This window comes from Microbacterium sp. HSID17254, assembly GCF_003989315.1.
Taxonomy (GTDB): domain Bacteria; phylum Actinomycetota; class Actinomycetes; order Actinomycetales; family Microbacteriaceae; genus Microbacterium.
Genome location: NZ_RBLT01000009.1, coordinates 83,331 through 96,511 on the forward strand (window position 1 = coordinate 83,331; position 13,181 = coordinate 96,511).

Consider the following 13,181-nt stretch of genomic DNA (forward strand, 5'->3'; position numbering starts at 1 on the left):
CCCCTGTCGCCGGAGGCTGTCATCATGGAGAGCAGTCGGACAGTGCCGTCAGCACGGGAACTCGGAGGGATCATGTCGCGCCAGCGTCAGGACCAGCTCCTCGCCGCCCTGCTGCGCGAGGAGGGCTGGGCGACCGCGGGCACGCTGGCCGACCTCCTCGGCGTGACGCCCCGCAGCATCCGTTCCTACGTCGCGGCCCTGAACGCCCGCACGCCCGGCGCCGCGGTCGTCGAGTCCGGCCCGGCGGGCTATCGGGCGGGCCCCGGTGCCCGCGGTGCGCTCCGGGTGCGGCAGGGCGGCGACTCCGCGCCCCGCGAACGGCTGCACGCCCTGGTCCGGCTGCTGCTGGACGCGGAGGAGGGGATCGACGTCTTCGACACCGCGGACGCCCTGCATGTGAGCGAGGCGACGCTGGAGGCGGACCTCGTGCGGGTGCGCGGCCTCCTCGACGGCACGGACCTCACGCTCGAACGCGCACGGGAGCGGGTGCGGCTCCGCGGAGACGAGGCCGCCCAGCGCCGGCTGCTCAGCCGCCTCGCGCACGACGAGATGGACGACGCCTCCTTCCACCCCGAGATCTTCCGGCGGGCCCTCTCCGGCACGGCGGTGGATGCGCGGGCGGTGGGACCCTTCAAGTCCGCCCTGGTGGGAGAGCTCGGCGAGCTCGGCTACTACGTCAACGAACTCGCGATCGCCGACGTGCTGCTGCACATCGCGATCGCCGCCGAGCGGGTGGCCGCCGGGCGCGCCCTCGACGCGCCGCCGGTGGGAGCCCGACCGGAGATCCCGCGGGTGGGCGCGGTGATCGCCCGCCTCGCGGCCGAGCACTTCACTGTGGTCCTGGGCGAGGGCGACAGCGGTCACCTCGCCTCCCTGGTCCTCACCCGGATCGTCGCCCCCGGTGGCGAGGCGGCGCAGGAGCTCGCCCGCAGCGGCGTCGCCCCGGACGTGGAGGCGGCGGTCCGCGCGGAGATCGCGCGGGCCGCGGAGGACTACCGCGTCGACCTCGTCGACGAGACCTTCGTGCTCCGTCTCGCGCTGCACGTGCAGAACCTCCTGCGCCGCGCCGAGGAGAGCGCCCTCACCCGCAATCCGCTGACCCGCTCGCTGAAGACGACCTACCCGATGATCTTCGAGGTCGCGGTGTCGATCGCGAGCGGTCTGCACGACCGGCTCGGCACGCCCATCCACGACGACGAGATCGCCTACATCGCCATGCACGTCGGGGGCCGGCTGGAACGGAGCCGCAAGGCGGAGTCCATCCTCACCGCGACCATCGTCTGCCCCGGCTACTACGAGCTCCACGAACTCCTGCGCTCGAGCGTGGACCGTTCCCTGGGCTCCGCGATCGAGGTCACCAGCGTCGTCACGAACGTCGACCCGGACTGGGCGTCGTTCGACACCGCCCTGGTGCTGAGCACGATCGAGCCCGGGGCCTCGGGCGACCGGTTCGTGCGCATCCAGCCGTTCCTCACGGACGCGGACGTCGACCGCATCCAGCAGGCCGCCGGGCGCCTGCGCCGGGGGCGGCGGCTGGCACGGCTCCGAGAGGAGCTCGCGCGCTACTTCCACCCCGACGCCTTCGTGCATCCTCTTCCGGACGAAGGGGAGGAGGCCATCATCCGGCGGCTCGGCGCGCCGCTCGTGCGGGCCGGCCTGATCGGCGACGACTACGTGGAGAACACGATCGTCCGGGAGCGCATGTCCTCCACGGCATTCACCGACGCGCTGGCCGTGCCGCACGCGCTGCAGATGACCGCGGCCCGCACGGCGATCGCGCTCGGCGTGGCGGAGGGGTCGGCGGCCTGGGGCGAGGGACGCGTGCAGGTCGTCGCGCTGGCCGCCTTCAGTGAGAGCGACCGCGCCGCCTTCCAGACCGTGTTCGAGCAGCTCGTGGAGGTGTTCAGCGAGCGCGAGAGCGTGCAGCGGATCGTCCGGCGCAGCGCGACCTTCGAAGGCTTCCTCGACGAGCTCGTCGCCGTGATCGACGGCTGAGGCTCAGGCGTCGGGGGCCAGCACCAGGGCGAGCTGGTCGAGGACGCTCTCCGATGCCGGGCCGGCCGGCGTCTCCAGCGTCACGGCGTCTCCGGGGGCGAGGGCCAGGTCCATCACCGCGAGGACGCTGCGCAGATCCACCGCCGCACCGTCCGCGGTGCGCAGCGTGACCGGGAGCTCGTGCGCCTGCGCGAGGCGCACGAGCTCCGCGACCGGTCGTGCGTGCACGCCGTTGTGGGCGCTGACGACGACGTGGCGGACGGGCATGGTCAGGAGCGCTCGTCCAGGAGGATCCGGACGCCCGCCTCCAGCTCGGCGACGGCCGCTGCGGCCGCCTCGGCGGAATCACCCGTGGCGTCGATGTACACCTTGAGCTTCGGCTCCGTGCCGCTCGGCCGGACGATCACCCGCGAGCCGTCCGAGAGCCGGTACCGCAGCACGTCTCCGGAGGGCTGCCCCGGAGCGCTCTGCAGCAGGTCCTCGGCCGACGCGATCGAACGCCCTGCGATCTGCGTGGGCGGAAGCGAGCGCAGCGACAGCATCACCGTGCCGATGAGCGACAGATCCGCCACCCGGACCGACACCTGCGCGCTCGCGAAGTGCCCGTACGTGTCGCCCACCTCGCGGACGAGGTCGGCGAGGGTGAGCCCGCGCTCCTGGGCCTCGGCGGCCAGGCCGAGCACGGCGACCGCGGCGGAGATGCCGTCCTTGTCGCGCACGGTCTCGGGGTTGACGAGGTAGCCCAGGGCCTCCTCGAAGCCGAAGACGATGCCAGGGGCCCGGGAGATCCACTTGAACCCGGTGAGCGTCTCGTGGAAGTCCAGCCCGTGCTGCGCGGCGATGGCGCCGAGCCCGGGGGAGGAGACGAGCGAGCAGGCGAGCGAGGCGCCCGGGGTGCCGTCCGCGGCGCGCGCGGCGCGGGCACCGAGCAGCAGGCCGACCTCGTTGCCCGTGAGACGGCGCCAGCCGTCCGCGGAGGTCTCGTCCGGGATGGCCACGGCGAGGCGGTCGGCGTCCGGATCGTTCGCGAGGATGAAGTCCGCCTTCGCCCTCCTGGCCCTGGCGAACGCGAGATCCATGGCCCCCGGCTCCTCCGGGTTCGGGAAGGAGACCGTGCGGAACGTCGCGTCCGGATGCAGCTGCTCGTCGACCACGATCGGTCGCGGGTAGCCGGCGGCATCGAGGATGCGGGCGACCGTCTCCCAGCCGACGCCGTGCATCGCGGTGTAGACCCAGCGCAGGCGGCGGGCCCCCGCGGGCGCCGGGGCGACGGCGGCGGTGGCGGCGACGTAGGCCTGGACGAGATCCTCGCCCGCGGTCTCGTAGGCGGTGGACCGCGGCAGAGCCCGCACGTCGCCGCTGTTCGCGGCCCGCTGGATGTGGGCGGCGATCTCGGCGTCGGCGGGAGCGACGATCTGCGAGCCGGCATCCGCGCCGCCGAGGTACACCTTGTAGCCGTTGTCGTCCGGCGGGTTGTGGCTCGCGGTCACCATCACGCCCGCATCGGCGCCGAGGTGCCGCACGGCGAAGGCCAGCACGGGCGTCGGCAGCAGGCGGGGGAGCAGGATCGCGCGCAGGCCGGCCCCGGCGAACAGTTCCGCGGAGTCCTGGGCGAACACCCGGGAGTTCCGGCGTCCGTCGTAGCCGATCACGACCGTCGGCGTCGCCCCGGCGGCCCGCTCGCGCAGGTACGCCGCGAAGCCCGCCGCGGCCTGGGAGACGAGCACCCGGTTCATCCGGTTGCTCCCAGCCCCGAGGGCGCCGCGCAGTCCCGCCGTCCCGAACGCGAGACGGCTGCCGAAGCGGTCGTCGAGCTCCGCCACGGCGGCCTCGTCCCCGGAGGCGGCCCGGGTGACGATGCCGGCGAGCTCGTCGCGGGTCTGCGGATCCGGGTCCTGGCGCAGCCAGGCGCGGGCCTGGGCGAGCCGCTCCTCGCTCACAGGGCCTCGACCACCCGGGCCAGCAGGGCGGAGATCACCGGCTCCGCCTCGCGTCCGGCTTCGATGACCTCGGCGTGGCTGAGCGGCGTCTGCTGGATGCCGGCGGCGAGGTTCGTGATGAGCGAGAACCCGAGGATCTCCATGCCGGCCTCGCGCGCGGCGATCGCCTCGAGCGCGGTGGACATGCCGACGATGTGCCCGCCGATGTGCTTCGCCATCTGCACCTCGGCCGGGGTCTCGTAGTGCGGGCCGCGGAACTGCGTGTAGACGCCCTCGTCGAGCGTGGGGTCGACCGTGCGGGCGATGTCGCGCAGGCGCTTCGCATACAGGTCGGTGAGGTCGATGAACGTCGCGCCCTCGAGCGGGGAGTCGGCGGTGAGGTTGATGTGGTCGCTGATGAGCACGGGCTGACCGGGCTTCCACGTCTCGCGGATGCCGCCGGCGCCGTTGGTGAGGACCATGATCTTCGCCCCGGTCGCCGCGGCGGTGCGGACGCTGTGCACGACCCGGCGCACGCCGTGGTTCTCGTAGTAGTGCGTGCGGGCGCCGATGACGAGGACGTTCTTCCCGCCCGGCGTCCGGATGCTGCGCAGGGTGCCGACGTGGCCCTCCAGAGCGGGCTTCGAGAATCCGGTGACCTCGGTCGCGGGGATGGTCGCGACGGTCTCGCCGATGAGGTCGGCCGCCTTGCCCCAGCCGCTGCCGAGCGTGAGGGCGATGTCGTGCTTCTCGACGCCGGTCAGCCGCGCGATGTCGGCGGCGGCTTCGGCTGCGACCTCGAACGGGTTCGCAGCGGGGTCGTCGAGGGGGTTGCTGTGGGTTTCAGGCATGGATCCACTCTAGGAAGTGGCAGGCTCCGGTGCCAGGATTGCGGAAGAATGGAGAGCATGTCTTCCACCACTTTCGAGCGCACTCAGCGCGTCGCCGTCCTCGGCGGCGGACCCGGCGGTTACGAGGCGGCCCTGGCGGCCGCCCAGCTCGGAGCGGAGGTCACCCTCGTCGAGCGCGTCGGTGTCGGCGGTTCGGCCGTGCTCACCGACGTCGTGCCGTCGAAGAGCCTCATCGCGACGGCGGACGCCGCTGTCGCCATCTCCGAGGCCAGCGACCTGGGCGTGAACTTCTACGCCAAGGGCGAGAACGGCAAGCCGCTCAAGCCGGAGATCGCCATCAACCTCGCCGCCGTGAACAAGCGCCTCGTGGCGCTGGCCGGTCAGCAGTCCGAGGACATGCGCACCACCCTCCTCGACGCGGGCGTGCGGATCCTCTCCGGTCACGGCCGGCTGGAGGGTCCGAACGCGATCGTCGTCTCCACGGGCGAGCGGGGCACGGACTTCGACCGCGTCGAGGCTGACACCATCGTCGTCGCGGTCGGCGCCTCGCCGCGCGAACTCGACTCCGCCAAGCCCGACGGCAAGCGCATCCTCACGTGGACCCAGCTCTACGACATGAAGGCGCTGCCCGAGCACCTCATCGTCGTCGGCTCCGGCGTGACCGGCGCGGAGTTCGCGTCCGCCTACATGAACCTCGGGGCGAAGGTCACGCTCGTCTCCAGCCGCGAGCAGGTCCTCCCCGGCGAGGACCAGGATGCGGCGCGGGTGCTGGAGAAGGTGTTCAAGCGCGGCGGCATGCAGGTGCTGTCCAAGTCGCGGGCCGAGAAGGTCGAGGTCACAGGCGACGGCGTCACCGTGACCCTGTCGGACGGTCGCACCGTCGAGGGCAGCCACTGCCTCATGGCTGTCGGCTCCATCCCGAACACCGCGGGCATCGGCCTGGAGGAGGCCGGCGTCGAGCTCGACGATTCCGGTCACGTCCGGGTGAACCGCGTCGCGCGCACCTCGGTGCCGAACGTGTACGCGGTCGGGGACTGCACGAACTTCTTCCCGCTGGCCTCGGTGGCCTCGATGCAGGGGCGGACGGCGGTGTTCCACGCGCTGGGGGACATCGTCATCCCGCTCGAGCTCATCAAGATCACCTCCAACATCTTCACGGCGCCGGAGATCGCGACCGTCGGATACGGCGTCAAGGACGTGGAGGACGGCCTCGCCGACGGCATGGTCTACAAGCTCCCACTCGCCGCTAACCCGCGCGCGAAGATGATGGGCATCAAGGACGGCTTCGTCAAGCTCATCGCCCGCAAGGGCTCCGGCACGGTGATCGGCGGCGTGATCGTGGCGCCGAAGGCCTCGGAGCTGATCTACCCCATCGCGATCGCGGTCGAGCGTCGCCTCACCGTGGACCAGGTCTCCCGCGTGTTCGCCGCGTACCCCTCGCTCTCGAGCAGCATCACCGACGCGAGCCGCGCGATGCACCTCGTGAACATCTCCTGACCGAGACCCCGCGCAATCGCCGAGACCCCGGGCTGCAGACATCTGCAGCCCGGGGTCTCGGCGTGAAAGCGGGGTCTCGGGGTCAGGAGATCGTGAGGAGCTGGTGGCCGGCGGAGACCGTGGTGCCCGCGGCGGCGTCGATGTTGCCCACCACGCCGTCCTTGTGCGCCTGCAGCGGCTGCTCCATCTTCATCGCCTCGAGGACGACGACGAGGTCGCCCTTGACGACCTGCTGCCCCTCCTCGACCGCGACCTTGACGACCGTGGCCTGCATCGGCGACTTCACCGCGTCACCGGACGCACCGGCGTTGGCGACCGTGGCGTGGCTGCGGCGCGACGGCGGCACGGCCGCCGGGCGGCCGGTGGTGCCGGGCGCGACCGCGACGCGATCGGGCAGGCTGACCTCGAGGCGCTTGCCGCCGACCTCGACGACCACGGTGTGCCGGGCGTTCGCCGGAGCCGGCGCCTCGAGCTCGCCGTCCCACGCGGGGATGTCGTTGTCGAACTCGGTCTCGATCCAGCGCGTGTACACCCCGAACGTCCCGTCCTCGGCCGTGAAGGCGGGGTCGCGGACGACCTTGCGGTGGAAGGGGATGACGGTGGGCAGACCGGCGACCTCGAACTCGTCGAGGGCCCGACGCGCGCGCTCCAGGGCCTCGGCGCGGTCCTTGCCGGTGACGATGATCTTCGCGAGCAGCGAGTCGAACGCGCCGGAGACCGCGTCTCCGGCCGTCACACCGGAGTCGAGGCGGATGCCGGGGCCGCCGAAGGTCTTGAAGACGTGGATGGGGCCCGGCTGGGGGAGGAACCCGCGACCCGGGTCCTCGCCGTTGATGCGGAACTCGATGGAGTGGCCCTGCGGCTGGGGGTCGTCGTAGTCGATCGTGCCGCCGGCGGCGATGCGGAACTGCTCGCGGACGAGATCGATGCCGGTGACCTCCTCGGACACCGGGTGCTCGACCTGGAGGCGGGTGTTCACCTCGAGGAAGGAGACCGTGCCGTCGGCGCCGATGAGGAATTCGCACGTGCCCGCGCCGACGTAGCCGACCTCCTTGAGGATGGCCTTGGACGCCGAGTAGAGCTTCTCGTTCTGCTCGGGCGTGAGGAACGGGGCCGGTGCCTCCTCCACGAGCTTCTGGTGCCGGCGCTGCAGCGAGCAGTCGCGAGTCGAGATGATGACGACGTTGCCCTCGGCGTCGGCGAGGCACTGGGTCTCGACGTGGCGGGGCTTGTCGAGGTACTTCTCCACGAAGCACTCGCCGCGGCCGAAGGCGGCGACGGCCTCGCGGGTGGCGGATTCGAACAGCTCCTCGACCTCGTCGAGCTCGCGGGCGACCTTGAGGCCGCGTCCGCCGCCGCCGTAGGCCGCCTTGATCGCGATCGGCAGACCGTACTCCTGGGCAAAGGCGACGACCTCGTCGGCACCGGAGACCGGGCCGGCGGTGCCGGGCGCGAGGGGCGCGCCGACCTTCTCGGCCACGTGGCGGGCGGTGACCTTGTCGCCGAGCGCCTCGATCGCCTCCGGGGAGGGGCCGATCCAGATCATCCCGGCGTCGATCACCGCGCGCGCGAATTCGGCGTTCTCCGCGAGGAAGCCATAGCCGGGGTGCACGGCGTCGACACCGGCGCGGCGGGCGACGGAGAGGATCTTCTCGATCTGGAGGTACGTCTCGGCGCTGGTCGCGCCACCGAGCGCGTACGCCTCGTCGGCCAGGCGCACGTGCAGCGCGTCCCTGTCCTGGTCGGCGTAGACGGCGACCGAGGCGATCCCGGAGTCACGAGCGGCACGGACGATGCGGACGGCGATCTCGCCGCGGTTGGCGACGAGCACCTTCGCGATTTCAGGCATGGTTGCCAGCCTAGCGAGTAGCATCCCGATACTTTTGACGACTCTCGACAAGAAAGAGGGAAAAACGTGGAGGGGAGTCTACGACCACAGATCCGTCCACCGGACCCCGAGGTCGGCGGTGAGGCGGCGCACGGTGGACAGCGACATGCCCACCACGGTGGAGGGATCGCCCTCGACCCGGGTGATGAAGGCGCCGCCGAGGCTGTCCACGGTGAAGGCCCCGGCGACGTGCAGCGGTTCCCCCGATGCCACGTACGCGGCGATCTCCTCATCGCCGATGTCCTCGGCGAACGTCACGGCGGCCTCCGCGACCGCGGTCGCCTCGACGAGAGCCGCGCCGGGGGAGACACGGAACACGGAGTGCCCGGAGTGCAGCACGCCCGTGGCACCGCGCATCTCCTGCCACCGGCGTGTGGCCTCCTCCGGCGTGTAGGGCTTGCCGTACACCCGCTCCCCGAGCGCGAACATCGAGTCCCCGCCGATGACGATGCCGTCGAACGCGCCCTCGGCGGCCAGCCGCTCGGCGACGGCCGCGGCCTTGGCGCGGGCGAGCAGCAGCACCAGGTCGGCGGGTGCGACGGGACCCATGCGCTCCTCGGCCGCGGCGGCGAGGGCGTCCTCGTCCACCTCCGGCGACAGCGTGAGGGGTTCGATGCCGGCCTGACGCAGCAGCATGAGCCGGGCGGGGGAGGTGGAGGCGAGGCAGACGCGCATGGAGACCACCGTATCCTCGAAGGATGACTTCCTCCGCAGCCGACGTGCTCGATCTCGACATCACCGGCATCGCCCACGGAGGCACCTTCATCGCCCGTCACGAAGGCCGCGTGATCTTCGTCTCGGACGCGATCCCGGGCGAGCGCGTCCGTGCCCGCCTGCTGGATCCGTCCCCCGCCGCCGGGGAGCCGGACACCCGGAGCTTCTGGCGCGCCGAGACGCTCGAGGTCCTCGACGCCTCACCGCATCGCCGGCCGCACATCTGGCCGGAGGCGGACGTCGCGCACGACCCCGCCCAGCGACCCGGCGGCGCCGACCTCGGGCACATCGAGCTCGACCACCAGCGCGCGCTCAAGCGACAGGTGCTGGCGGAGGCGTTCGACCGCTTCGCCGGTCCCGGACTCGACGCCCCGGAGATCGAGGCCGTGGAGTCCGGCGACGGGACGGGGTGGCGCACGCGGGTGACCCTGCACGTCGACGATGCCGGGCGGATCGGTCCCTTCGCCGCCCGCAGCCACCGCGTCGTGCCGGTGTCGACCTACCCGCTCGCCCGCCCCGCGATCGCCGAGGCCGCCCTGGCCCTGCAGGGCGAGAAGCCCGGGCGCATCGAGCTCGTGGAGCCCGCGGACGGTCGCGTGCGCATCCTCCGGCACCCCGAAACCGAGCGCCGGGCGCCCAGGGACCGCCGCCCCCGGCCGAAGCCCGAGGTGGTGCAGGAGCGCGTCGGCGACCGCACGTTCGACGTCGACGCCGGCGGGTTCTGGCAGGTGCACCCCCGCGCCGCCTCCGTCCTCGACGGCGCCGTGTACGGGCTGCTCGACGGACACGTGGAACCGGACGCGACGCACTACGACCTGTACGGCGGAGTGGGCCTGTTCGCGCGGACTCTCGCGGATCTCGGCGGCACCGACGTCGTGACCGTCGAATCCAGCCGCCGCGCGACGCAGCACGCCGCCGCGAACCTCGCCCCGCTCGACGTGACCGCCGTCACGGCCCGGGTCGACCGCTTCCTGCAGCAGCCGCGGCGCGGGGGCGCGACGGGGGCGGTGGTGCTCGACCCGCCCCGATCCGGCGCCGGGCGCGCGGTCGTGGAGGGCGTGCATGCGCTGGCTCCGTCCGCGATCGCCTACGTCGCCTGCGACCCTGTCGCCCTCGCGCGCGACCTCGGTACCTTCCGGGGCCTGGGGTGGCAGGTCGACGCGCTCCGCGGGTTCGACCTCTTCCCGCATTCGCATCACTTCGAGGTCGTCGCCCTGCTCACCCGGTGAGCGCATTCCCGGCCCCCGGTCCGCGACTCACTAGGCTGTGGGCATGAGCACCGTCGCCCTCATCGACGACCACGAGTCCGTCCGCCTCGGCCTCGAGGCCGCGTGCGCCAGGGACGGGCAGACCGTCGTGTTCACCGGGAGCACGGTCGGCTCCTACCTCGTGTGGCGGTCCTCCACGGGTGCCCCGCCGGCCGACGTCGTCGTGCTCGACCTGACGCTGGGGGACGGGACGACGGTGACGGAGAACGTCGTGTCCCTCGTCGCCGACGGCGCCAGCGTCGTGATCCACAGCGTCGCCGACCGGCCCGCAGCGGTACGGGAGGCGCTGGCGGCGGGGGCGGCCGGTGTCGTCAGCAAGTCGTCGGCCCTCGACGACGTGCTGGACGCGATCCGCACCGTGGCCCAGGGCGAGGCGCTGAACAACGTCGAATGGGCGAGTGCGGTCGACGGCGACCGCGCGTTCGCCGATGCCCAGCTGTCCAGCCGCGAGCGGGAGGTGCTGCGTCTGTACGCGACGGGCCTGCCGCTGAAGGCCGTGGCCGAGCGTCTCGGCGTCGCGTACTCCACGGCGAAGGAGAACATCACCCGGATCCGGGTGAAGTACGTCGAGGTCGGTCGGCCGGCGCCCACCAAGGTCGATCTGCTGCGGCGCGCGATGGAGGACGGCATCGTGACGGCCGACGGGGCGCCGAGTGCCCGCTGAGCCGCTGAGCGTCCGCGACGCCTGGAGCAAGATCCCTTCTCCCGGCAGCGCGGAGAACGGCTTCGAGCGGTTCACCGGCAAGCGGATGGAGCGCATCCTCGCGATCGTCGTCGCCCTGGGGTCGGCCGTGCTCGGAGCGCAGGCGCTGATCGCGGCCGTGCAGACGATGTCCCGCGCGGACGCGCCCCACATCTCGATGCTCGTCGCCGTCTTCGTACCGCTGACCGCGATGCTCGTCGCCTGTCTGGTCGGACGCGGCGTGCGCCTGGCCGCGGGGGTGTTCGCCGTCGTGTACGTGCTCGCGCTCGCGGCGTGGCCCGTCGTCGTCGACCCCACGGACAAGGTGGCGGGCGACCAGCCGTGGATCTTCTTCCTCGTGAACGTGGGCGTGGTGGCGGCGATGCTGGCCTTCCCCGTGCGGTTGCAGTTCGCATGGGCCGTCGGCGTGCCCTTCGTCTACGGGTACGTGCGTCTGGTGCAGGGGGAGTTCTCCCGGGAGTTCTGGGTGACGACGGCGTTCGACGTCTCCTTCACGCTGATCCTCGGCGTCGTGATCGTGTCGCTCGGCTGGATGTTCCGTTCGGTCGCCGCGGGCGTGGACGAAGCGCGGGGGACGGCCGTGGCCTCGTATGCCACGGCGGCCGCGGCCGCGGCTGCGGAGGAGGAGAGGGTCGCGATGTCGGCCCTCATGCACGACAGCGTCCTCGCGGCTCTCATCGCCGCCGAGCGCGCGGAGGGCGAGCGGGCACGGGAGCTCGCCGTGGCGATGGCCAGGGAGGCCCTCACGCGGCTCGCGAACACCGAGGCGGCGGTCGCGGAGGAGGGCAGCGACGAGCCGGTGGGGGCCGCGCAGATCGTCGTGGAACTGCGACGAGCACTCTCCGAGCTGGGCGCGGACGCCATCGTGGAGGAGCGCGGCGGCAGCGGCCTCATCCCGGGACGGGCCGCGCGGGCCCTCGTGCTCGCCGCCCGCCAGGCGATCGGGAACGCCGTCGCGCACGCCCACGGTCGTGGTCTGCACATCCTCGTCGTCGGTCACGGTGACGAGGGCATCGCCGTGACGATCTCGGACACCGGCGGCGGCTTCGACGTCGACGCCATCGGTCCCGACCGGCTCGGCATCCGCGCCTCGATCCTCGCCCGCATGGCCGGTGTGGCCGGGACCGCGCACATCTCCTCGGATGCGGAAGGCACCGTCGTGACCCTGGGGTGGGAGCGCTCATGAACCGGACCGTCCGCAGCGTCGCCACCTCGCTCGCCGTCGGCTTCGCGCTGTACTTCGTCGCCCGGGGGATCTGGTGGATCGAGCAGCCGACGGCTCCGCTGCTCATGGTCCTCGCCATCGCCGTGTACCTCGTGGTGGTGAACATCGCGATCCTCGGGAGTCCGGTCACGGTGCGCATGCCGTTGTGGTCGGCGCTCCTCGCCCTCGGAGCGAGCGCGGTCATCCCGGTGCTGGTCACCCTCTCGCTGGATCCCGACGATCGGACGGCGCCCTTCGCCACCTGGTACATCGGAGCCCTGGGGCTGCTCGGCATCGTCTGCGTGGTCCGTCGCCGCGCGTGGGCGGGCTGGGCAACGCTGGTCGTGCTCGTCGTCGCCGCCTCCGCCGCCCTCGGGTTCGGAGTGGCGTTGAACCTCGGCGTCGTGGGGTCGATCATGTGGGTCGCGGTCGCCCAGCTCCTGGTGATGTTCTGGGACCGCGCCGTGAGCGACACGGAGCGTCTGTCGGAGATCCAGCAGGCGGTGTCGGCCTGGCACGCGACGCAACGGGTGCGCCAGCGCGAGCGCCGCCTCCGTACCCAGTTCGCCCTCGCGGTCGCCGGCCCCGTCCTCAGCCGGGTGGTGGCGTCACGCGGCCAGCTCGACGAGGACGAGCGGCTGGAGGCGCGGCTCGCCGAGGGGCGCCTCCGCGACGAGCTGCGCGGGGCGGACCTGCTGAACGACGACGTCCGCAACGCGATCGATGCCGCCCGCCGTCGCGGCGCCTCGGTGACCGTGTTCGACGAGGGCGGACTCGACGGCGTCGACGAGGGCCGCCGCATGGAGATCCGCGACGAGCTCGCGTCGGTGCTCCGCAGCGCCGGGACGGGGCGCATCATCATCCGCTCCGCACGAGACCCGCTCGTCGCCGTCACCGTCGTCGGTCGCGCGGGTCTGCGGGCATCGGACGACGATTCCGTAGACCTGTGGCACGAGATCACGAGGGAGCGGCGCGGGACGACGTCTGACGCGCGGAGATGAGAGTGGGCGAGGGGCGGCGAATCCGCCTGCCCCTCGCCGTGCGGACAGTTACCCGAAAACCGTCCGCTGGTGGCCGATCAGCGTCTGTCTACCCTGGGACAGAGAGACCAGCCGAACGCGAAGCGTCTCCTCTAGTCTGCG

11 protein-coding genes are annotated in these 13,181 nt (G+C 72.4%); 6 read left to right on the forward strand and 5 right to left on the reverse strand.

The genetic code is table 11. The features are described 5' to 3' along the window. Positions 1-72: 72 nt before the first annotated feature. A complete protein-coding gene (locus D8M34_RS07455) occupies positions 73-1,995 on the forward strand; it encodes a BglG family transcription antiterminator (RefSeq protein WP_126893615.1) in 1,923 nt (640 codons plus the stop codon). A gap of 3 nt (positions 1,996-1,998) precedes the next feature. On the opposite strand, the gene D8M34_RS07460 is transcribed toward D8M34_RS07455, so the two are convergent. The 3 genes from D8M34_RS07460 to D8M34_RS07470 are packed head-to-tail and all read right to left on the reverse strand — an operon-like array spanning position 1,999 to position 4,765. After that, positions 1,999-2,262, reverse strand: coding sequence for an HPr family phosphocarrier protein (locus tag D8M34_RS07460; RefSeq protein ID WP_062636571.1), 264 nt, complete (start codon positions 2,260-2,262; stop codon positions 1,999-2,001). A gap of 2 nt (positions 2,263-2,264) precedes the next feature. Next, complete coding sequence (locus D8M34_RS07465; protein ID WP_126893616.1) at positions 2,265-3,935, reverse strand: phospho-sugar mutase; 1,671 nt, start codon at positions 3,933-3,935, stop codon at positions 2,265-2,267. After that, complete coding sequence (locus D8M34_RS07470; protein WP_025105679.1) at positions 3,932-4,765, reverse strand: purine-nucleoside phosphorylase; 834 nt, start codon at positions 4,763-4,765, stop codon at positions 3,932-3,934. Before D8M34_RS07470 ends, D8M34_RS07465 begins: the two co-directional genes overlap by 4 nt. A 48-nt stretch (positions 4,766-4,813) precedes the next feature. On the opposite strand from D8M34_RS07470, the gene D8M34_RS07475 reads away from it, so the two are divergent. Next, on the forward strand, positions 4,814-6,262 hold the full coding sequence (locus D8M34_RS07475; RefSeq protein WP_025105680.1) for an NAD(P)H-quinone dehydrogenase: 1,449 nt from the start codon (positions 4,814-4,816) through the stop codon (positions 6,260-6,262). A gap of 82 nt (positions 6,263-6,344) precedes the next feature. Here the strand turns inward: D8M34_RS07475 and D8M34_RS07480 are convergent, their stop codons facing one another. Together D8M34_RS07480 and D8M34_RS07485 are read right to left on the reverse strand one after the other, a co-directional pair. Continuing rightward, positions 6,345-8,111, reverse strand: a complete 1,767-nt coding sequence (locus D8M34_RS07480) for an ATP-binding protein (RefSeq protein WP_126893617.1) — start codon at positions 8,109-8,111, stop codon at positions 6,345-6,347. 78 nt (positions 8,112-8,189) lie between these two features. Then, positions 8,190-8,825 carry a Maf family protein gene (locus tag D8M34_RS07485; RefSeq protein ID WP_126893618.1) on the reverse strand — a complete coding sequence of 212 codons (636 nt, stop codon included), beginning with the start codon at positions 8,823-8,825 and terminating at the stop codon, positions 8,190-8,192. Between the two features lie 23 nt (positions 8,826-8,848). On the opposite strand from D8M34_RS07485, the gene D8M34_RS07490 reads away from it, so the two are divergent. The 4 genes from D8M34_RS07490 to D8M34_RS07505 are packed head-to-tail and all read left to right on the forward strand — an operon-like array spanning position 8,849 to position 13,040. Continuing rightward, positions 8,849-10,093, forward strand: a complete 1,245-nt coding sequence (locus D8M34_RS07490) for a class I SAM-dependent RNA methyltransferase (RefSeq protein ID WP_126893619.1) — start codon at positions 8,849-8,851, stop codon at positions 10,091-10,093. A 43-nt stretch (positions 10,094-10,136) separates the two neighbouring features. Continuing rightward, a complete protein-coding gene (locus tag D8M34_RS07495; protein WP_060923517.1) occupies positions 10,137-10,796 on the forward strand; it encodes a response regulator transcription factor in 660 nt (219 codons plus the stop codon). After that, a complete protein-coding gene (locus tag D8M34_RS07500; protein ID WP_126893620.1) occupies positions 10,786-12,021 on the forward strand; it encodes an ATP-binding protein in 1,236 nt (411 codons plus the stop codon). Before D8M34_RS07495 ends, D8M34_RS07500 begins: the two co-directional genes overlap by 11 nt. Continuing rightward, on the forward strand, positions 12,018-13,040 hold the full coding sequence (locus tag D8M34_RS07505; protein WP_025105328.1) for a hypothetical protein: 1,023 nt from the start codon (positions 12,018-12,020) through the stop codon (positions 13,038-13,040). The genes D8M34_RS07500 and D8M34_RS07505 overlap by 4 nt, the downstream gene beginning before the upstream one ends. Positions 13,041-13,181 lie beyond the last annotated feature (141 nt).

Excerpts from the sequence above, each read along its gene's own strand:
- D8M34_RS07480 (WP_126893617.1), bottom strand. The coding sequence starts at position 8,111 with ATGCCTGAAATCGCGAAGGTGCTCGTCGCCAACCGCGGCGAGATCGCC.
- D8M34_RS07455 (WP_126893615.1), top strand. The coding sequence starts at position 73 with ATGTCGCGCCAGCGTCAGGACCAGCTCCTCGCCGCCCTGCTGCGCGAG.
- D8M34_RS07495 (WP_060923517.1), top strand. The coding sequence starts at position 10,137 with ATGAGCACCGTCGCCCTCATCGACGACCACGAGTCCGTCCGCCTCGGC.
- D8M34_RS07505 (WP_025105328.1), top strand. The coding sequence starts at position 12,018 with ATGAACCGGACCGTCCGCAGCGTCGCCACCTCGCTCGCCGTCGGCTTC.
- D8M34_RS07485 (WP_126893618.1), bottom strand. The coding sequence starts at position 8,825 with ATGCGCGTCTGCCTCGCCTCCACCTCCCCCGCCCGGCTCATGCTGCTG.
- D8M34_RS07475 (WP_025105680.1), top strand. The coding sequence starts at position 4,814 with ATGGAGAGCATGTCTTCCACCACTTTCGAGCGCACTCAGCGCGTCGCC.
- D8M34_RS07470 (WP_025105679.1), bottom strand. The coding sequence starts at position 4,765 with ATGCCTGAAACCCACAGCAACCCCCTCGACGACCCCGCTGCGAACCCG.
- D8M34_RS07490 (WP_126893619.1), top strand. The coding sequence starts at position 8,849 with ATGACTTCCTCCGCAGCCGACGTGCTCGATCTCGACATCACCGGCATC.
- D8M34_RS07460 (WP_062636571.1), bottom strand. The coding sequence starts at position 2,262 with ATGCCCGTCCGCCACGTCGTCGTCAGCGCCCACAACGGCGTGCACGCA.